The sequence below is a fragment of the Micromonospora citrea genome (genome assembly GCF_900090315.1).
Taxonomy (GTDB): domain Bacteria; phylum Actinomycetota; class Actinomycetes; order Mycobacteriales; family Micromonosporaceae; genus Micromonospora; species Micromonospora citrea.
The window spans coordinates 5,172,785-5,190,788 of record NZ_FMHZ01000002.1 but is presented as its reverse complement, the minus strand read 5'-3'; the positions used below and the strand labels follow the sequence as shown (position 1 = coordinate 5,190,788).

Below are 18,004 nucleotides of genomic sequence, written 5' to 3'. Positions count from 1 at the left end.
CGCCCGGACACTCCGCCCGCTGCCCCGCTATCCGCTGCGGCGCCGAGCCGGCCGGGGCAGGATGGGCGCATGGCATCATCGGCAGAAATCCCGCTGGTGGGTGGCGCGGCCGACGGCGAGACGGTCACCGTCGAGCTGGACCCGAACGGCCGCCCGCCGCTGACCCACCACCACCTCGGCCCCGAAGGGCTGGCCGAGGCGGAGATCTACGAGCTGGAGTCCGTGGATGCCGGGGCGGACGGGTGGCGCTACTGCTGGCGCGGGCCGGCCGTCTGAGCGCGCTCAGCCCACCCGGCTCAGGGTGCGGGCGCGCAGGCTCTCCAGCACCGCCCGGGTGACCTGCGAGGTGCCCCGGGCCTGCTCGCACACCTCGGCCACCCGTCGGGCGGTGGCGTCGGCCCGCTGCTCCCGCTCGTCCCAGAGCCGGTCGACCTCGGCGAGCAGGGGGCCCTCGACCTCCCGCTCCACGCCGCGCAGCGCCGGCACGCCGAGCCGCTGGGCCAGGTCGAAGACCTTGCCGGCGTACGGCAGCGGCAGGAACGGCGTGCCGACCATCGCGGCGAAGATCAGGAAGTGCAGCCGCATCCCGACGGCCAGGTCGAAGTGGCGCATCAGCCCGAGCACCTGCTCGGGCGAGTAGGTGCCGTGCAGGATGCGCCCCCGCTCGGCGGCGATCATGTGCGACAGCACGCCGTGCGAGTGCCGGATGTCGTCGCGCTCCATCGGGACGAAGAGCACGTACGCGTCGATCCGGTGCACGAGGAAGTCGCCGATCTGGGCCAGCAGGCGGTGGTAGCCGTCGACGTCGAGCCGCTCGGCGGCCCGGCCCGGCTCCCGTACGCTCATCCCGACCAGTCGCTTCCCGGCCGGCACCCCCTCCTCGCGGAGCAGTTCCGCCGGGAAGTCCTCGGGTTCGAGCAGGAACGCCGGGTCCGCGGTGACCGTGATCGGGTTCAGCAGCCCCGCCTCCTCCAGCACCATCCGGGACTCCTGGTCCCGCACGGTCACCTGGGCGGCGCTGGCCAGGGTCTCCCGCACCATGCCGGTGTCCACGCCCTCGCTGAGCGGCCCCACCCCCACCGCGTACGTCAGCAGCGGCAGCCCGCGCTCCTGGGCGACCCGGACCACCCGCAGGTAGCGGCGGGCCTCCCGGTCGTAGAGGATCCCGCCGCCGCCGAGGATCAGCACGTCGAGCTGGGCCAGCACCAGCGCCGAGTCGGTGCGGCTGACGCCCTCCCAGGGCACCGCCTCCACGTCCGGGTGAGCGACCCGGGTGTGCTCCGGATTGCGGGAGAAGACGATGATCCGCCCGTTCGGCTCCTGCTCCCGAAGGTCGGCCAGGAGGCCGGTCAGGATCGCCTCGTCGCCGAGGTTGCGCCCCCCGTACGAGCCGAGCACGCCGATCGTCAGTCCGCCGCCATGCGTCATCCGTCGCTCCTCCCCAGGTGCGTCGGGGGGACGGTTTCCCGCTGCGCCGGGGAACACTCCTGACCGCGGCTCACCCCGGCCGGTGGCGGGCGGCGGTCGCCTCCCGGGTCGGGCCGGTCCCGCCGCCGACACGTCCACGCAGCGCAGGACCCGGCCGTCCGGGACACGAGGGCGGCTACCGCCTTTTCGGGCCGCAACGAGGCGTCCGATCACCGCCAGACCCTGGACGCCGGTCCTCGGAAGATCAGTGGCATGACGACACTCAACGGAAAGGTCGCCCTGGTCACCGGCGGCGCCCGGGGCATCGGCGCCGCCATCGCCCTGCGCCTGGCGCAGGACGGGGCCGACGTGGCGATCACGTACGAGAACTCCGCCGACCGCGCGGCGGTGGTGGCGAAGCAGGTCGAGGCGCTCGGCCGGCGGGCGCTGGCGATCCGCGCCGACAGCGCGGACCCCGCCGCCGTCCGCGACGCCGTCGACCGGACGGCCACGGCACTGGGCCGGCTCGACATCCTGGTCAACAACGCCGCGGTGTTCCTGGTCGGTCCGGTCACGGAGCTGGGCGACGACGAGGTGGAGCGGACGCTCGCGGTGAACGTCCGGGCCCCCTTCCTCGCCGCCCAGGCCGCCGCCCGCCACCTCACCGAGGGCGGCCGGATCATCAGCATCGGCAGCAACGTCGGAGAGCGGGCCGTCTTCCCCGGCCTGTCGCTCTACTCGATGAGCAAGACCGCGCTGATCGGGCTGACCCGTGGACTGGCCCGGGAGCTCGGCCCACGCGGGATCACGGCCAACCTGGTGAACCCGGGGCCCACGGACACCGACACCAACCCGGCCGACGGGCCGAACGCGGCCGCGATCGCGGGCTTCACCGCCCTCGGCCGCTTCGCCGCGCCGGCCGACATCGCCGCCACCGTCGCGCACCTGGCCGCCCCGGAGGCCGGGTACGTGACCGGCGCGGTGGTCAACGTCGACGGCGGCTTCACGGGCTGACCCGACAGCCGGGCGCGGCGGCACTCCTCCGCCGCGCCCGGCCCCGCCCAGGTCCGGGAACCGGAGGCTGTTCGGGCGGCCGAAAACGGGTGGCGCCGCCCGTTAGGGTCGCAACCATGCGTCGACTGATCCCCGCCCTCGCGGCAGCCCTCGCCGTGCTCGCAACCGGCTGCGGCACCGGCTCCGACGGCTCCGCCGCGAGCTCCCCCGCCCCCGCCACGTCGGCGGCCGATCCGATCGCCGTCGTCCGGCAGGGCATGGACCGGAGCCTCTCCGGCACGCTCACCATGGACGCCTCGGTGAAGGCCGGCCCGATGTCGATCGAGCTGCACGGCAAGGTCGACCCGGCGGCGCGCGTGCTCCACATCACCGGCAACGCCCCGGAACCGATCGAGGCCCGGCTGATCGGTGACGCCGCCTACGTCAAGTCGGACCCGTCGGACGGCGGCAAGGCGTGGATGAAGATCGACCTGACCAAGCTCCGGCCGGGCAGCACGCTGCGCCAGTCCTTCGACTTCAAGTCGCAGACCGGCGTCATCGGCGGCATCGTCTCCGCCGAGCAGGTGGGCGAGGGCCGTTACCGGGGCATCACCGACCTGGAGAAGGCGGCCGAGGCCGCCAGCACCGAGAGCGGCATGCGCGACGGCATCAAGGCGTCCGCCAAGCTGGCGAAGGACCCCAGGGCGATCCCGTTCGAGGCGACGGTCGACGCCGACGGCCGGGTCACCGAGCTGTCCTACACCATCGCCACCAAGAGCCTGGGTGATCTCGTCACCGAGATGCGGATGAGCGGCTTCGGCGAGCCGGTGTCGGTGGCCGCTCCGCCCGCCGGCGAGACCGAGGACGCCGACGACGAGGCGTACGCCTTCCTCTGACGGACGTCCCGGCCGGGCACGGCAGCGGCCCGCACCCGCCGTGCCCGGCCGGCGCCCGAACCCACCCCGCCGCCTCCCGTCAACCGGGCGCCCGCGCCGGACGGGTCAGGAAGGGCAGTACCACCGCCGGCAGCGCCGGCGAGGCCACGATGTCGTAGTGGGTGAGCCCGGGCAGTACGGCCAGCCGCGAGGCAGGTCGGTCGGTGCCGTCCCAGCCGGCGTCCCGGTGGCCGCCGCCGAGCAGGCCGAAGAACTCCACCATGTGCGCGGTGGTGACCGAGTCGCCGTCGGCGAAGACGAGGAGGGTGGGCACGGTGAGGGCGGCCACCTCGGCCGACCAGTCGTAGTCGCGCCGCAGCAGCTCCCCCGTCTTCGCCCAGAGTCTCGGCCAGTCCCCGGGCCGGGGCGCGATCCGGGCGTAGAGCTGGTGCGGTGGGGTGCCCCGCATCCGCTCGCCCGCCGCCTCGTCGGGCTCCGGCATGCCCGCCAGCACCTCGGGATACCAGCCCCGCCGCCGGCACGGCGCGGAGACCACGACCAGCCGGCGCAGCAACGCCGGATGCTGGACGGCGGTGCGCAGCGCCACCCCACCGCCGAGCGAATAGCCCAGGACTTCGACCTCCGTCAGGCCGAGCCGGCTGATCAGCGCCGCGACGTCGTCGGCCATCGACTCGTAGCGCAGCGGACGGTCGACGTCGGCGGTGCGCCCGTGGCCCTGCAGGTCGACCGCGATCACCCGGCGCCGCCCGGCCAGCGCCGGCAGGATCGCCCCGAACGTCTCGACGGCACCGAAGCCGCCGTGCAGCAGCACCAGCGGACGGCCCTCGCCGTGCTCCTCGTACCACAGGCGCAGCCCGTCGACCTCCACGTAGCTCACGCCCTCATCCAACCCCGGCGGCCGGCTGTCCCGGGCTGTTCCGCGCGCGATCCCTCTGCCTTCCGCCCGGTCCGGGGCGGCGTGCCGGGCGGCGGAGCTATCCCGGCCGGACGCACGGGTCGGTGACCGTGTGGGTCGCGCTCCGCGCCGTGCGACCGTCCACGGTGGTCGCCCGCACCGACCAGGTAAGCGACGGCGCCCGCAGTCGCCCGACGGTCTCCCGTGCGGTCGCACCGTCCACCGTCATGGCCCGGGTCGACGTCCGCGCCCCGGCGGGTGTCCACTGCACCTCCGCGTCGCCGAGCCTGGCGCTGCCGGTGGCCTGCACCACGAGGCTGTACGTGTCCGCGCCGCACCGCACCCGCGCGGTGGCGGAGACCGTGAACGGCGCGGCGAGCTGTGGCGAGGCGGTCGGCCGGGGCACGGCCGGGGGCCGGGAGGTTGCCGTTGCGGAGCCACCCGGCGCGGCGTCGGGTGCGGCGGTCCGGCCGGTGCCGGTGCCGCCCGCCGGCGCGGCTGCCGTCCCGGACGCCGGGCCGGCGGCGGGCTGCGGCGGCGTGGTGGTGGCAGGTCCGGTGCCCGCCTCCCCCGCCGGGCCGGACGGCGGCGGCGCGGCGACGGGCGTCGCCGGATCGCCGAGGGTCTCGGCCGCCGGCCGGGCGGAGCCGTCTCGCGCGGCGGTCGGGCGACCTTGCCCCAGCGCCCAGGTGCCGAGCGCGGCGAGGAGGATCAGCAGAGCCGTGCCGACGGCCAGCCGTCGACGGCGCCGATCGCGGCCGGCCGGTGGGGCCGCCCGCACGGCGTGCGCCGTGGCGCGGGGCGCGGCCGCCGCGCGGGTCGTCGTCCCACCGCCGGTGGGCGGCGTGCCGTCGGCGGGCGGCGTGCCGTCGGCGGGCGGCGTGCCGTCGGCGGGCGGCGTGCCGTCGGCGGGCGTCTCCGGGCCGGCGGAAGCTGCCGTCGCACCGTCGGTGGGTGGCGGCGCATCGGCCGCCGTCGGGCCGTCCGGAGCCACCGCCGCGGCGTCCGAGGCCGTCCCTCCGCCGGGCGCCGGCGTCGCTCCGTCCGCCGGCCCGGCCGCCGTCGCGGCGTCCCCGGCCCCGGCGGGTCCGTCGGCCGTCGGGGCCGGATCGACCGTCGGGTCGGCCGGGCCGGTCGGACCGGCCGGGTGGGCGGCCGGACCGCCGGCCGCACCGGCCCCGGCCAGCCTCGGCCACACCGTGTCCGCGACGACCAGGAAGGCCGGCGCCGTGTACGCCGACAACAGCGCCGCCGGGCTGAGCTGTTCCCGTCGGAGCAGGCCGCACACGGCGCAGCTCTCGATGTGCCGGGAGACCCGCTTGCGGAGGATCGGGGTGAGCCGGCCCTGCCAGCCGTCGATCAGGCCGGCCAGGGTCGGGCAGTCCCGGGCCCCGGTGCGGGCCACCAGCAGCGCCCCCAGCGCCCGTTCGAGCTGCGAGCGGGCGCGCGACAGCCGGGCGTGCGCGTGGTTCGTGGGCACCCCGAGGGCCGTACCGATGTCGGCGGACGACAGGTCGTGGCGGATGGCCAGGTGGACCACCTCGCGGTCGCCCGGGTTCAGCGCGGCGACCGCCGTGTGCACCAGGTCGCGTACCTGCTCGGCGTTGACGCCCGTGCCCGGGTCGGCCACGTCGGCCGCCGGCTCGCCGGCCTCCTCCAGCGGCAGGGAACGGGACCGCTCCCGGAGCTGTCGGAGGCACTCGTTGCGCACGATCGCGTACAACCAGGAGCGCAGCCGGTCGGCCTCGCGGAGCTGGCCGATGCGCTGGGCGGCGGTGAGGAACGCGTCGTGGACGGCGTCGGCGGCGGCGTCCGGCTCGCGCAGCATGGCCCGGGCGTACGTGTACAGCCGGTCGGCGTAGCGCCGGTACATGCCCTCCAGCCCGGCCCGCTCGCCGCGCCGCAGCGCCTCGACCAGTGCGGTGTCGTCCTGTGCCGCCGTGTCCATCCGTGTCCCTCGCTGCTCGTCGACGGGTCCAGTAAAGCGGCGGAATTTTTTTCTTCGCGCTTTCTGTTGGCATCCCGACCCGACCGCGCTCCTACCGGTGTCATCGCAACGAACAACCCCCGGAAGGGAAGACACCATGCGAGAAGGATCGAAGCTCACCCGTTGGTCGCGCCGGACGGCCGCCGTGGGCGGGGCCACGCTGAGCGCGCTCGTGCTCGGCCAGCTCGCCCTCGCCGGGCCGGTGGCGGCGGTGCCCGGCCTGAGCATCCAGACGACGACCGGCCCCAGCAACAGCATCGCGAAGTCGCAGAACGCGCCCTGCCCGACGGGCACCAAGGTCATCGGCGGCGGCGGCGCGATCACCGGTTCCGGCCTCGGGCAGGTCGGCATGGACATCATGCGGCCGCTGGTCGGCGGCGACGCGTACTCGGTGACCGGCCGTGAGGACGAGAACGGGGTCGGCGGCAACTGGGCGGTCACGGCGAGCGCGATCTGTGCCAGGCCGCCCGCCGGCCTGGTGATGGTGTCCGGCAGCTCGGCGCCCAGCCTCGGCACCTCGAACTGGTTCGAGAAGTCCTGCCCCCTCGGCAAGCGCGCCATCGGGGTCGGCGGCGCGGTCGTCGGGGCGCCGAACAGCGAGGTCGTCCTGGAGGACCTGCGCATCCACCAGAACAGCGTCGTGGTGGCGGGCGCCGAGGACGGCACCGGCTTCGACGACAGCTGGTGGCTGGACGCCACCGCGATCTGCGCCGACCCGCTGCCCGGTGAGCAGCGGGTGACAAACGACAGCGACTACACCTCCGCCGCCACCCGGTCGGTCGTCGCCACCTGCCCGCCCGGCACCCGCGTGCACGGCGTGGGCGGCGAGATCCTCGGCGGCGACGGGCAGGTGCGCCTGACCCAGATGCGGGCCACCACGTCGACCACCGTCACCGTGTCGGCGGTGGAGGACGAGGACGGCTTCGGCAGCAACTGGAAGGTGCGCGCGTACGCCGTCTGCGCGAGCTGACCCACCGACCCGGCCGGCGGTACGACGAACGCGGACGCGGCGGGCGCCGGTCGACGGCGCCCGCCGCTGCGTGCCGGTCGACGGCGCCCGCCGCTGCGTGCCGGTCGCGCTGCGGTGTGGACCGCTGGTGTCTCCGGCGGACGTGTTCGCGGCGGGAGCGGCCACCTGGCCCGTCCCAGCCCACCGCGACGGATCGGAAGCATGTTTCCGCTGGTGTGCCGCGTCTCGCGTGTCCCGCGGTGTCCCAGGGACGACGCACGCCTCGGCGCCCCGATGGTCGACTGACTCCCGTCAGCACGATCCACCGCCAGACGGAAGAAAGGCAGTCGCAGAACATGAACTCTCACACCGAGGTGAACCTGGCCGAGCACGGGCAGCGGCCGGCACAGGCTCGTGGAGCGAGGCTCACCCTCAACGGCGTCCTCTGGCTGCTGCAGGTGCTGGCGGGCTTCTTCTTCGCCGGCAGCGGTTTCGGCAAGGTGCTGATGTACGACGAGGCCCTGTATGCGGCGGCCCCCCAGGCCGTGGCGTGGTACGCGGCGGTGCCGCAGGCAATCATCGTCTTCGTCGGAGCCTGTGAGGTCCTCGGCGGCGTCGGCCTGATCCTGCCGGCGATGACCCGGGTCAGGCCGAAGCTGACGCCGCTCGCCGCCGGTGGCCTGGCGCTGACGATGGTCCTCGCCGCCGGCTTCCACCTCACGCGCGGCGAGTACGCGCTGATGCCCGCCAATGTCGTGCTGGGCGGGGTCGCGGCGTTCATCGCGGTCGGGCGGTGGGACCGCAGGCCCGTCGCACCCGCGCCCCTCACCACCTCGGGGATCCTCGCGTCGGCCGCGGTCCTCGGCGTGCTGGCCGTCACGGTGTTCGCGCCGACCTGGTACACGATGACGAACGTGCGGTTCTGACCGCTCGGGTCCGCAGGCCGACGGGTGTCGCCCGGCCACGGGGCGGCACCGCCCGGCCACGGGGCGGCACCGCCCGGCCCGGTGCGTACGGTGGTCGTCGAATTGCTCTCGCCGGTCGCCGCGCCGGTTGGCAGAATCGTGGCCGTGCGCGAGCGGGTCGAGGCCAGTCTGCCGTTCCGCTGGGACCTGGCGACGCCCGACCAGCTCGGTTCGATGCTGGCCGGCACGGCCGAGCCGAACCTGTGGTTCGTCGATGACCTGGTGGAGTGCGCCGGCAGGACGCTGGCCCGCAGCGGCAACGGCGACCTCCTGTTCGTCGGCCGGTCGCTGGACTCGATGTTCGACCTCCTCAGCGGCGCTCTGGCGGGCGTCTCCACCGAGCAGCGCCTGGCGCGGCTGCCTTTCTCGTTCGCACGGCGGCCGATCGAGGCGGGAGGGCAGAGGTGGCGGTTGCCGGCTCTGACAGCCGGGCAGCGAGCGGCGGCACGTCGGGTCCTGACGGAGCTGGGTGTGACGCCGCAGGCCCTGGCCCGGCGCAACCGACCCGTGGTCTTCGTGGACGTGGTCTGGGAAGGATCGACGTTCACGGAGTTGTTCAACCTGCTGGACGAATGGGTCATCGAGGCGCGCGAGCCCTGGGACGTCGTCCGGCGCAAGCTCCGCTTCGTCGGTGTCACCCGACGTCTGAAGACGAGTCCCAAGACCTGGCGGTGGCAGCAGCACGCGGGGTGGGCTCGTCGCCTCCCGGCCCGGGCGGTGGTGAACGTCTCCCTCGACCGCACCGTGTGGTCGTACCTCGGCGACCACCAGACGAAGCTCACGCGATCCTTCCGGCCGGACCGCTGGCACCTGCCCGACGACGGCCCCAACCGCGAGGACGAGACGCGCCAGGCACTCGCCGAGGCGGTCGCCCTGGTGGGGTACGGCCGCAGCCCTCTCGGACGTCGCGGCCTCGCCAAGGCGATCGCCGGCGAGCCGGCGCTGGCCGAGCCCTGGCTGCGCTCCCTGGCCCGCCAACTGAACGGCCCGGCCTGACGGAAGGCCCGGCGGCTGCGGCGGATCGGCCTCCGACCGTTTCCGGCACCCGGCACCTCGCGCCACCGATCGGTGCGCGTGGTCGACGGCCGTCCTCAAGGGACGGTCTTCCGGTGACGGCTGTCGTAGCATCCGCGCATGGATCTTGAAAGGGCCGTCGATCTCGGCGACGTGACCGTCCTGTCCGATTATCTCGACGCCCACGGAGAGGCCGTCGAGCGAGCGCTGCACGTCACCGTCCAGCGGGGGCGCCTCGACCTGCTCGAATGCGTCCTGCGCCACGATCCCGAGCAGTGGAGCCTCGACACGTCGCTGGCTCTCGCCGCCGCCCGGCCCGGCAGCACGCCCCTGCTCCGCGCGTTGCTCGACGCCGGCGCCGACCCGAACTCGAACGGCGGGCTGCCGCTGATCGAGGCGATCCGCGGCGGCGACGTCACGGCCGTCGCCGTCCTGCTCGACGCCGGGGCCGACGTGAACGCGACCTCGCCCTGGGAACTACGACGCCCGCTGGACATCGCGGAAGACCTCGGCGACACCGCCGTCATCGCGTCGCTTCTCGATCGGGGGGCCAGGTCTGTCACGACGGACGAGCCCGACATCGAGCGGCTCGCGCACCGGTGGGCCACCAGCGCACGCGACGCCTGGAAACCCGTCATCGAGTACGGCGAGGCCGCGACGACGGACACCCGGTCGCAACTGGGAGGGCTGCCGAGTCTCCGCGCCGGAGAACCGTGGCCGGTGTGCACGAACTGCGAGGAGCCGTTGACCTTTCACGGCCAGATCGACCTCGGTCAGGCGCCGAGCGTCGACGACGATCGCTTCGGCTCCGGGCTGCTGCAGATGTTCTACTGCCTCGAATGCGATCCGACCGACCCCGGTGGGAACCTGATCCGGATCATCGATTCGGCCAGCCCGACGGCACCGGCGGAAGCGCCCGATTCTGTCGAGGTGATTCCCGCGCACCCCGTCACCGGCTGGCATCGCCCGATCAAGGACCATCCCACCTACCTGGACGAGTTCGACGAGGCAATCGACCACGCTTCACTGACCCGCGACGAGCGCGACGCCAAGTTCAAGCTCAACCGCTCCGGCGACAAACTCGGCGGCTGGCCGTGCTGGGTGCACGATTCGAGGTACCCGCCCTGCCCGGAGGACGGTGAGCCGATGCGGCAACTGATCCTGCAGATCTTCCACGACACGGAGGATCACCAATGGCGGGACGGGGACCACAGCGGCGTTGGCTACGTCCTCCAGTGCCCGCGGCACCACGAGCAGGTCACGTTGGTCTGGAGCTGCCCCTGACCGACGGCTCGGTCCTCGGCGGCATCCCTCGGCGACACCGGCGTCCACGGCCGCCCCGCGGCAAGCCCACCTGGCCCCACCCGCCCACGCTGCCCTGCAACGCCTCATCCCCACAGCCGCTGACCCGCGAAGACCACCTATACCTTGACGGCACAGCGCTCAAGGGACTGTCCGGACAGCTCAGGCTGAGAACGCTGACCGAGACGACGACTGAACCGAGAACGGGCCGCCGATGATCGGCGGCCCGTTCTCGTTGCTGGTCAGAGTGTGGGCGCGGCAGGTTTCGAACCTGCGACCCCTCGCTTGTAAGGCGAGTGCTCTCCCACTGAGCTACGCGCCCGGAACGCCCGTACGGCGGGCCGGAGGTTGGCAAGCTTACCCTGCCGCCACCGGCCCGGTCGTACGGCGTGCCCGGTTGTCAGGCGGCGACGGCCTCGGCCAGCGCCTTGCGCCAGCCCTGCTGGTCGCGGGCCTCCCCCGGCATGTTCATCTCGGCGAAGCGCACCACGCCCGCCTTGTCGATGACGAAGGTGCCCCGGTTGGCGATGCCGGCGACGTCGTTGAAGACGCCGTACGCCTGGGCGACCGCGCCGTGCGGCCAGAAGTCGGCCAGCAGCGGGAACTGGTAGCCCTCCCGGTCGGCCCAGATCTTGTGGGCGTAGACCGAGTCGACGCTGACGGTGAGCACCTGGACGTCGTCGTTGACGTACTCGTTGAGGTTGTCCCGCACCTCGCACAGCTCACCCTGGCAGATCCCGGTGAAGGCGAGCGGGTAGAAGACCAGCAGCACGGTGCGCTTGCCACGGAAGTCCGAGAGCCGGACCTCCTGGTTGTTCTGGTCCTTGAGCACGAAGTCCGGCGCCTCGGCGCCAACCTCGATCGGCATGCGAGCTCCTCAGGATGGGGTCAGGTGACATCAGCCTGCCACACCCGGCGGCGACCGCCGCCGGGTGATCGCCGCTGAGGGGACTACTTCTTGCCCTTGGCCCCGCGACGCAGGACGAGGCGGGCGCCGCTCCAGTCCCGGCCGGCGTTGACCGTCGAGGTCTGCTGGAGGCCGGCGGTGGGCGCGGACTCGGCGATCTCGCTCGGCTCCACGTGCCCCTCGCGCCCGGCCTTGGGCGTGAGCAGCCACACGACGCCGTTGTCGGCCAGCGGGCCGAGGGCGTCGACGAGGAGTTCGAAGAGATCACCGTCGCCGTCGCGGTACCAGACCAGCACCGCGTCGACCACCTCGTCGGTGTCCTCGTCGACCAGATCTCCACAGCGGTCGGTCAGGGCGTCCCGGAGATCCTGGTCGACGTCGTCGTCGTACCCCATCTCCATGACGACCATCCCCGGCTCGATCCCGAACCGGTCCGCCAGGCTGCGTACCCCGTCGGCGGCCTGACCAGCGGTCGCGCTCACTGTCGCGTGCCTCCTCATCTCATCCCTGCCGGCGGCGTCGTGCGACGCCGTCAGGCAAGTCCACACAGTTGTGGCTCCCCGCGCAAGTGGCGCACCGGGTGGAACGGAATTTACCGTGCCAGGAGCGTACGGGCACCCTGGGTAATTGCTTCCTCCGAGACCAGAACCTGACGCGCCGCCGGACCTAATGGTACAAACGAGTCAACTCCGGCCACTCGCCGCGCCGCGCCCACATATCCGGCGTCGACCAGGGCGGCGATCACGCCCTCGCCGACCCCGCCCGACCTGCGGGTCTCGTCCACCACCAGCACCCGGCCGGTGGCGGCGGCCTCCCGGATGACGTCGGCCACCGGCAGCGGGGCCAACCAGCGCAGGTCCACCACCCGGGTGCCGATCCCCTCGTCGGCGAGGGTCGCCGCGGCGCGCAACGACATCCGCACCCCGTTACCGAACGTGATTATCGTGACGTCCTCGGCGGACCCGACCCCGTAGACCCGGGCTCGGCCGACCGGCACGTGCCCGCCGGTCCAGGCGCCGGGCTCGGCGTAGTCGGACAGCCACTCGTTGTCACCGTCCGCGTAGAGGTCGCGGGTGTGGTATAGCGCGATCGGTTCCAGGAAGACGCAGACGCTGCCGTCCACCGCCGCGCTGGCGAGGCAGGTGCGCAGCATGGGCGCGGCGTCGTCCGGCCGCGCCGGCACCGCGATCACCAGGCCCGGCACGTCCCGGAGTACGGCCACCGAGTTGTCGTTGTGGAAGTGCCCGCCGAAGCCCTCCTGGTAGGCCAGCCCGGCGACCCGCACCACCATCGGGTTGCGGAACGCCCCCTGCGAGAAGAACCGCATCGTGGCCGCCTCGCCGCGCAGCTGGTCCTCGGCGTTGTGCAGGTACGCCAGGTACTGGATCTCCGGCACGGGCAGCATCCCGGCCAGCCCGGCGCCGAGCCCGAGCCCGAGGATCGAGGTCTCGTCGAGCAGCGTGTCGAAGACCCGCGCGGCGCCGAAGCGGTCCCGCAGCCCCTTGGTCACCCCGTACACGCCGCCCTTGACCCCGACGTCCTCGCCGAACACGGCCATCTGCGGGTGGTCCAGCATCCCGTCGGCGAGCGCGGCGTTGATGCTCTGCGCCAGGGTGAGCGGGCCGGCCAGCTCGGGCGGCTTGCCGCCGAACGCCTCCGCGCGGGCGGCCGCGCCGGACCCCCCGGCCCGCGCCGCCGCGTCGGCGATCGCCCGGGCGACCCGCGCCGGTCGGCGCGGGGCCAGCGGCGCCACCACCTCGGCCGGCGTCGCCAGCTTCGGCTCGTCGAGCACCTCCTCCGCGATGCGGCGCACCTGCCAGCCGATCTCGTCGTAGCGGGCCAGCAGCTCCTCGCCGGTGGCCACCCCGGCGCCGACCAGCAGGCGCGCGGTGCCGACCAGCGGGTCGCGGTCGAGGTCCGCGGCGATCTCGTCGGCGCCGCGGTACGCGGTCTCGGCGTCCGCGCCGGCGTGCCCCATCAGCCGCACCGTCGACAGGTGCAGCACGGCGGGCCGCCGGTGCCGCCGCACCCAGGCCGCGGCCTCGGCCGCCACCTCGTACGCCCGCACCAGGTCGCCGCCGTCGGCGGCGAAGTAGCGGATCCCCGGCTTGGACCGCAGCGTGGTCTCCACCCACCCCTTCGGGGAGCGGACGCTGATGCCGAGGCCGTTGTCCTCGCAGACGAAGAGCACCGGGATGCGCAGGCCGGTGTGGTCGTACCAGCCGGCGGTGTTGAACGCGGCGGTGGCGCTGGCGTGGTTGACCGAGGCGTCGCCGAAGGAACAGACCACGATGGCGTCCGGTGGCCAGGGCGCGTGCGTCGCTCCCCCGCCGCTGCCGACCCGCACCGCGTCACCGGCCCGCCGGCCGGCGGTGTCCAGCCGGCGCAGCCGTTCCACCGCGAGACCCATCCCGACGGCGCGGGGCAGGTGCGAGGCGATGGTGGACGTGGTCGGGACGACGGCCAGGTCGGCCCGGCCGAAGACCTTGTGTCGCCCGCCGGCGATCGGCTCCCGGCTGGACGCGACCATCCCGCGCAGCACGTCGCGGGCCGCCTCGGCGTACCCCGGGGGAAGCGGCCGGTCCTCGGCGGCCGGCTGGTCCGGGCCGGGGTCGTGCGTTCCGGCGGCGTCGCCGTCGGCGGCCGGACCTCCGGCGTCGGGCGCGCCGGGCTGGCTGGGCGGGGCGGGCTGGTCCGGCGGGACGGCCTCATCGGGCGCGGCGGCGCGGGCGGCCTCCGCCGCCTGGCCGGCCCGGACGCAGTAGAAGGCGCCCGAGCGGTAGTGCAGCAGCGCCGGGTCGCCGGCACGCAGGGCGGCGGCGACCGCGGCGTTGCCCTCGTGGCCGGCGGAGCCGATCGTGTAGAACCCCTCGCCGAAGCTGCGCAGCCAGCGCCCGGCCAGGTCGAGCTGCCGGCTGGTCACCTGGGCGTCGAAGAGGTCCAGCACCCGCGCGCCGGTCAGCGTCGCGTCGTCGGTGACCGGCCGTGCCGGGTCACGCCGCTGCTGCGGCGCGGCCAGCGCGGCCAGCGCCTCCCGGAACCGGTCGTCGAGATCTTGCGGGGTGGTCACGTCGGACAGCATTACCGACGAGCGCCCGGCTCGCCCACTCGGACACGAACCGCGCGGGGTGGGTCAGTCGTCGCCGCACGACTCGGGGCAGCCCCCGTCGGAGACCTTCCACACCAGCTCGCGCAGGGTCGCCAGCTCGTCGGCGGTGAGCCCGGCGAGCAGTCGGGAGTCCGACATGACCTGGCGCACCCGGGCCCGCATCCGCCGGCCCTCGTCGGTGACGACCAGCGTCTTCTGCCGCCGGTCGACCGGGTCGACCCGCCGCTCGACGAGCCCGGCCCGCTCCAGCTTGTCGACCAGCGCGGTCACGTTGGAGCGGTCGCAGCCCAGCACCGTGGCGAGTTCCCGGGCGGGCAGCGGCCGGTCCGGGTCCAGCTCGTGCAGCGCCCGGGCGGCGGCGGGGGTGAGCCCCAGCGCGCCGATCTCCACGGCCTGGTGGTGCCGCAGCGCCGAGGCGACGTGCATGATCCGTCGCACGACGTCGCCGGCCAGCCCGGAGCCGTCGCCGGGATCCGGTCGGCCGATGGGGGCGCTGGGCTGGGGCATGTCTCACATCGTACTTGCGGTTCAATAGTTGAGCAGCTTCACTATTGAGCAGCTCACGCAAATCGCGGAGAGCACCACACGGAGGAGACCCGCCATGTCCGACATCTCGGTCCTCGCCCTCTCGGGCAGCCTGCGCGACGCGTCGTTCAACACCGCGCTGATCCACGCCGCCCGGCGCCTCGCCCCCGAGGGCATGACCATCGAGCGCTACGAGGGCCTCGGCGCGATCCCGCCGTTCAACGAGGACGTCGAGGCCGAGCCGCCGGCGCCCGTGACGGACCTGCGGGAGCGGATCGCGGCGGCGGACGCGCTGCTGATCGCCACCCCGGAGTACAACTACGGCGTGCCGGGCGTGCTCAAGAACGCGCTCGACTGGGCGTCCCGGCCGAGCTTCCCGATCACCTCGTGGGTGTCGCCTCTGGCGCACAAGCCCGTGGCCGTCATGGGCGCGGCACCCACCGGCATGGGCACCGTACGGGCCCAGCTCCAGCTCCGGCAGCTCTTCCTCTGGACCGACTCGGCAGTGGTCAGCAAGCCGGAGGTCATCGTGACGAACGCGCACGAGAAGATCGGCCCGGACGGCACGATCCGGGACGAGACCACCGAGGCCCTGCTGCGCGGGCTGCTCGACGCCCTGGCCACCCGCACCCGGATCACCCGGCTCGCCACCGCCGCCGCCTGACCGCGCCGGGCACGGGAAGTCGGCCGCGAATCCGGCCGCCCGCTGGCGCATCGCCGGCCGGCTTCCCGGGGCCCCGGGGGCGGAAACGACCACCGGCGCGGGACTTCCGTCGACGCGCCGGGCGGCGTACTCTGCGTTCAGAACTTCTTGAACGTTTCGAACGGGGTACCTGATGACGGAACTCTCCACCCAGCGCCGCTACGCCGAGGACGCCGCCGTCGTGCTCGGCGGGCTCGGCCTGCCCCCGGCGTACGGCAAGCTGCTCGGCTGGCTGCTGATCTGCGATCCGCCGGGGCAGACCAGCGCGCAGCTCGCCGAGGCGCTCGGGCTCTCCAAGGGCTCCGTCAGCACCGGCATGCGGATGCTGGAGACCAGCGGCCTGGCCCGCCGGGTCCCGGTGCCGGGGCACCGCGGTCACGCGTACGAGGTCAGACCCGACGCGGTCATCCGGATCGCCGCCGACGCCACGAAGTTCCGGGCGTTCCGGGAGCTGATGGACCGCGGCCTGACCGTCGTGGGGGGCGAGGACGCTCCGGGTGCCGAGCGGCTGCGGGTGATGCGCGACTTCTACGCGTTCGTCGAACGCGAGATGCCCAGGCTCGTCGAACGCTTCGAGGCCGAATACGCGGGGAAGGGAGACGTCGATGGCTGAGCCCGCCATCCACACCGAGGACCTGGTCAAGACGTACGGCCGCAACCGCGGCCTGACCGGGCTGGACCTGCGGGTCGAGCCCGGGGAGGTGTACGGCTTCCTCGGCCCCAACGGGGCCGGCAAGTCCACCACCATCCGGCTGCTGCTCGACCTGATCAGGCCCACCAGCGGGCGCGTCAGCGTCCTCGGCGTCGACCCCCGCCGCGACGGGGTGGCGCTGCGCCGCCGGATCGGCTACCTGGCCGGCGACTTCGTGGTCGACGGCCGGCAGACCGCCCGCGAGCTGCTGACCTACCTGGGCAACCTGCGCGGCGGCGTGCCCCGGGGGCGGATCGACGAGCTGGCCGCCCGGCTCGACCTGGACCTGGGCCGCCGGATCAGAGGGCTCAGCAAGGGCAACCGGCAGAAGGTCGGCGTGATCCAGGCCTTCATGCACGACCCGGAGCTGCTGATCCTCGACGAGCCGACCAGTGGCCTGGACCCGTTCCTCCAGCAGGAGTTCCTCGCCATGGTGCGGGAGGCCCGGGCCGCCGGGCGGACCGTCTTCATGTCCTCGCACGTGATGAGCGAGGTGCAGCAGACCGCCGACCGGGTCGGCATCATCCGCGAGGGCCGGCTGGTCACCGTGGCCCGGGTCGAGGAGCTGCGTGAGCGGGCCGTCCGCCGGGTCGAGATCCACTTCGACGACCCGGTCACCGAGGCCGAGTTCAGCGGCCTGCCCGGGGTCAGCGAGGTCGCCGTCACCGGAACCACCCTGCGCTGCCGGCTGGACGGCCGGGCCGACGGGCTGGTCAAGGCCGCCGCCGGGCACACCGTGGTCGGCCTGCTCTCCGAGGAGCCCGACCTGGAGGAGCTCTTCTTCGGCTACTACTCCCGCGAGGAGGACACCCGTGTTGCTGCGTGACCCGTTCACCAAGGCGCTGCACGACGCGCGCCGGTCGCTGGCCGGCTGGACGGTGGCGATCGTCGCCGTCGGCGCGATGTACGCCTCGTTCTGGCCGACGGTGCAGACACCGGAGATGAAGGAGGCGCTGGCGGCGTACCCGGAGGGGCTGCTGGAGGCGTTCAACTACAGCGACCTCACCACCGCGGCCGGCTACCTCGGCAGCGCCGTCTACGGGCTGCTGGTGCCGCTGCTGGTCGCGGTCTTCGCGATCGCGGCCGGCGCCCGGGCGGTGGCCGGGGACGAGGAGGCCGGCACGCTCGACCTGGTGCTCGCCCACCCGGTCGGCCGGGTCCGGCTCGTCCTGCTCCGCTTCGCCGCGCTGGCGGTCGGCATCGTGGGGGTCGCCGTCCTGCTCGGCGTGGCGATGGTGGCGCTGAGCGGCCCCGCCGAGTTCGACGGGATCGGCGCGGGCGGGTTCGCCGCGATGACGCTGCACCTGGTCCTGTTCGGCCTGACGTTCGCCGCGCTCGCCTTCGCCGTCGGGGGGGCCACCGGGCGGCGGGCCGCCGCGCTCGGCGCCGGCGCCGGCGTCGCGGTCCTCGGCTACCTGGCGAACTCGGTCTTTCCGCAGGCGCAGGGGCTGACCTGGACCCGCGAACTCTCACCGTTCCACTGGTACCTGGGCGGGTCGCCGCTGGTCGACGGGGTGCAGCCGGTCGGCGCGCTGCTGCTGGCCGGCGCCACCGCGCTGCTGGTCGCCGCCGGCGCCGCCGCCTTCGCCCGCCGCGACGTCGCCGTCTGAGGCGTCGCGCGACGGCACCGTCCGAGGCGTCGCGCGACGGCACCGTCCGAG

Annotated in this window: 18 protein-coding genes and 1 tRNA gene; 11 read left to right on the top strand and 8 right to left on the bottom strand. The window is 74.1% G+C overall.

The window, feature by feature from the left end:
* The first annotated feature begins 69 nt into the window (after nt 1-69).
* Nucleotides 70-276: a hypothetical protein gene (locus GA0070606_RS23810; protein WP_091104414.1), complete on the top strand. Its 207-nt coding sequence runs from the start codon at nt 70-72 to the stop codon at nt 274-276.
* Between the two features lie 6 nt (nt 277-282).
* On the opposite strand, the gene GA0070606_RS23805 is transcribed toward GA0070606_RS23810, so the two are convergent.
* Nucleotides 283-1,428, bottom strand: coding sequence for a polysaccharide pyruvyl transferase family protein (locus tag GA0070606_RS23805; RefSeq protein ID WP_091104411.1), 1,146 nt, complete (start codon nt 1,426-1,428; stop codon nt 283-285).
* A gap of 252 nt (nt 1,429-1,680) precedes the next feature.
* Between GA0070606_RS23805 and GA0070606_RS23800 the strand changes: the two genes are divergently transcribed.
* Nucleotides 1,681-2,421, top strand: a complete 741-nt coding sequence (locus tag GA0070606_RS23800; protein ID WP_091104409.1) for an SDR family NAD(P)-dependent oxidoreductase — start codon at nt 1,681-1,683, stop codon at nt 2,419-2,421.
* 116 nt (nt 2,422-2,537) lie between these two features.
* Nucleotides 2,538-3,296 (top strand): hypothetical protein, encoded by a 759-nt coding sequence (locus GA0070606_RS23795; RefSeq protein WP_091104406.1) that lies wholly within the window; start codon nt 2,538-2,540, stop codon nt 3,294-3,296.
* Between the two features lie 79 nt (nt 3,297-3,375).
* On the opposite strand, the gene GA0070606_RS23790 is transcribed toward GA0070606_RS23795, so the two are convergent.
* Both GA0070606_RS23790 and GA0070606_RS23785 read right to left on the bottom strand, forming a co-directional pair.
* Nucleotides 3,376-4,173 (bottom strand): alpha/beta fold hydrolase, encoded by a 798-nt coding sequence (locus GA0070606_RS23790; RefSeq protein WP_091104403.1) that lies wholly within the window; start codon nt 4,171-4,173, stop codon nt 3,376-3,378.
* 97 nt (nt 4,174-4,270) lie between these two features.
* Nucleotides 4,271-6,139: a sigma-70 family RNA polymerase sigma factor gene (locus GA0070606_RS23785; RefSeq protein WP_176737402.1), complete on the bottom strand. Its 1,869-nt coding sequence runs from the start codon at nt 6,137-6,139 to the stop codon at nt 4,271-4,273.
* A 136-nt stretch (nt 6,140-6,275) separates the two neighbouring features.
* On the opposite strand from GA0070606_RS23785, the gene GA0070606_RS32660 reads away from it, so the two are divergent.
* The 4 genes from GA0070606_RS32660 to GA0070606_RS23765 all read left to right on the top strand — a co-directional run bounded on the left by GA0070606_RS32660 (nt 6,276) and on the right by GA0070606_RS23765 (nt 10,390).
* Nucleotides 6,276-7,148, top strand: a complete 873-nt coding sequence (locus tag GA0070606_RS32660) for a hypothetical protein (protein ID WP_176737401.1) — start codon at nt 6,276-6,278, stop codon at nt 7,146-7,148.
* A gap of 335 nt (nt 7,149-7,483) precedes the next feature.
* A complete protein-coding gene (locus GA0070606_RS23775) occupies nt 7,484-8,053 on the top strand; it encodes a DoxX family protein (protein WP_091104395.1) in 570 nt (189 codons plus the stop codon).
* Between the two features lie 144 nt (nt 8,054-8,197).
* Complete coding sequence (locus tag GA0070606_RS33465) at nt 8,198-9,088, top strand: hypothetical protein (protein WP_245724784.1); 891 nt, start codon at nt 8,198-8,200, stop codon at nt 9,086-9,088.
* 171 nt (nt 9,089-9,259) lie between these two features.
* The gene (locus GA0070606_RS23765; RefSeq protein WP_176737400.1) at nt 9,260-10,390 is read left to right on the top strand and encodes an ankyrin repeat domain-containing protein; all 1,131 of its coding nucleotides are present in this window, start codon (nt 9,260-9,262) and stop codon (nt 10,388-10,390) included.
* Nucleotides 10,391-10,658: 268 nt separating this feature from the next.
* On the opposite strand, the gene GA0070606_RS23760 is transcribed toward GA0070606_RS23765, so the two are convergent.
* From GA0070606_RS23760 to GA0070606_RS23740, 5 genes are all read right to left on the bottom strand, one after another.
* A tRNA-Val gene (locus tag GA0070606_RS23760) sits at nt 10,659-10,730 on the bottom strand.
* A 78-nt stretch (nt 10,731-10,808) separates the two neighbouring features.
* Entirely contained in the window at nt 10,809-11,276 is a 468-nt protein-coding gene (locus GA0070606_RS23755) for a peroxiredoxin (protein WP_091104391.1), read from the bottom strand.
* A gap of 83 nt (nt 11,277-11,359) precedes the next feature.
* Nucleotides 11,360-11,797: a DUF3052 domain-containing protein gene (locus GA0070606_RS23750; RefSeq protein WP_091104388.1), complete on the bottom strand. Its 438-nt coding sequence runs from the start codon at nt 11,795-11,797 to the stop codon at nt 11,360-11,362.
* A 110-nt stretch (nt 11,798-11,907) separates the two neighbouring features.
* A complete protein-coding gene (locus GA0070606_RS23745; protein ID WP_091104386.1) occupies nt 11,908-14,397 on the bottom strand; it encodes a transketolase C-terminal domain-containing protein in 2,490 nt (829 codons plus the stop codon).
* Nucleotides 14,398-14,448: 51 nt separating this feature from the next.
* Nucleotides 14,449-14,931 carry a MarR family winged helix-turn-helix transcriptional regulator gene (locus tag GA0070606_RS23740; RefSeq protein WP_091104384.1) on the bottom strand — a complete coding sequence of 161 codons (483 nt, stop codon included), beginning with the start codon at nt 14,929-14,931 and terminating at the stop codon, nt 14,449-14,451.
* Between the two features lie 94 nt (nt 14,932-15,025).
* On the opposite strand from GA0070606_RS23740, the gene GA0070606_RS23735 reads away from it, so the two are divergent.
* The 4 genes from GA0070606_RS23735 (at nt 15,026) to GA0070606_RS23720 (ending at nt 17,953) form a co-directional block, all read left to right on the top strand.
* Nucleotides 15,026-15,613 (top strand): NADPH-dependent FMN reductase, encoded by a 588-nt coding sequence (locus GA0070606_RS23735; protein WP_091104381.1) that lies wholly within the window; start codon nt 15,026-15,028, stop codon nt 15,611-15,613.
* Between the two features lie 172 nt (nt 15,614-15,785).
* Nucleotides 15,786-16,265 (top strand): GbsR/MarR family transcriptional regulator, encoded by a 480-nt coding sequence (locus GA0070606_RS23730; RefSeq protein WP_091104379.1) that lies wholly within the window; start codon nt 15,786-15,788, stop codon nt 16,263-16,265.
* Entirely contained in the window at nt 16,258-17,169 is a 912-nt protein-coding gene (locus GA0070606_RS23725) for an ABC transporter ATP-binding protein (RefSeq protein WP_091104377.1), read from the top strand. The genes GA0070606_RS23730 and GA0070606_RS23725 overlap by 8 nt, the downstream gene beginning before the upstream one ends.
* Nucleotides 17,156-17,953: an ABC transporter permease subunit gene (locus GA0070606_RS23720; protein ID WP_245724783.1), complete on the top strand. Its 798-nt coding sequence runs from the start codon at nt 17,156-17,158 to the stop codon at nt 17,951-17,953. Before GA0070606_RS23725 ends, GA0070606_RS23720 begins: the two co-directional genes overlap by 14 nt.
* Nucleotides 17,954-18,004 lie beyond the last annotated feature (51 nt).

Coding starts and splice junctions, on each gene's coding strand:
- GA0070606_RS23735 (WP_091104381.1), top strand. CDS start 15,026: ATGTCCGACATCTCGGTCCTCGCCCTCTCGGGCAGCCTGCGCGACGCG.
- GA0070606_RS23775 (WP_091104395.1), top strand. CDS start 7,484: ATGAACTCTCACACCGAGGTGAACCTGGCCGAGCACGGGCAGCGGCCG.
- GA0070606_RS23725 (WP_091104377.1), top strand. CDS start 16,258: ATGGCTGAGCCCGCCATCCACACCGAGGACCTGGTCAAGACGTACGGC.
- GA0070606_RS23755 (WP_091104391.1), bottom strand. CDS start 11,276: ATGCCGATCGAGGTTGGCGCCGAGGCGCCGGACTTCGTGCTCAAGGAC.
- GA0070606_RS23800 (WP_091104409.1), top strand. CDS start 1,681: ATGACGACACTCAACGGAAAGGTCGCCCTGGTCACCGGCGGCGCCCGG.
- GA0070606_RS23740 (WP_091104384.1), bottom strand. CDS start 14,931: ATGCCCCAGCCCAGCGCCCCCATCGGCCGACCGGATCCCGGCGACGGC.
- GA0070606_RS23745 (WP_091104386.1), bottom strand. CDS start 14,397: ATGCTGTCCGACGTGACCACCCCGCAAGATCTCGACGACCGGTTCCGG.
- GA0070606_RS32660 (WP_176737401.1), top strand. CDS start 6,276: ATGCGAGAAGGATCGAAGCTCACCCGTTGGTCGCGCCGGACGGCCGCC.
- GA0070606_RS23785 (WP_176737402.1), bottom strand. CDS start 6,139: ATGGACACGGCGGCACAGGACGACACCGCACTGGTCGAGGCGCTGCGG.
- GA0070606_RS23730 (WP_091104379.1), top strand. CDS start 15,786: ATGACGGAACTCTCCACCCAGCGCCGCTACGCCGAGGACGCCGCCGTC.
- GA0070606_RS23795 (WP_091104406.1), top strand. CDS start 2,538: ATGCGTCGACTGATCCCCGCCCTCGCGGCAGCCCTCGCCGTGCTCGCA.
- GA0070606_RS23805 (WP_091104411.1), bottom strand. CDS start 1,428: ATGACGCATGGCGGCGGACTGACGATCGGCGTGCTCGGCTCGTACGGG.
- GA0070606_RS23810 (WP_091104414.1), top strand. CDS start 70: ATGGCATCATCGGCAGAAATCCCGCTGGTGGGTGGCGCGGCCGACGGC.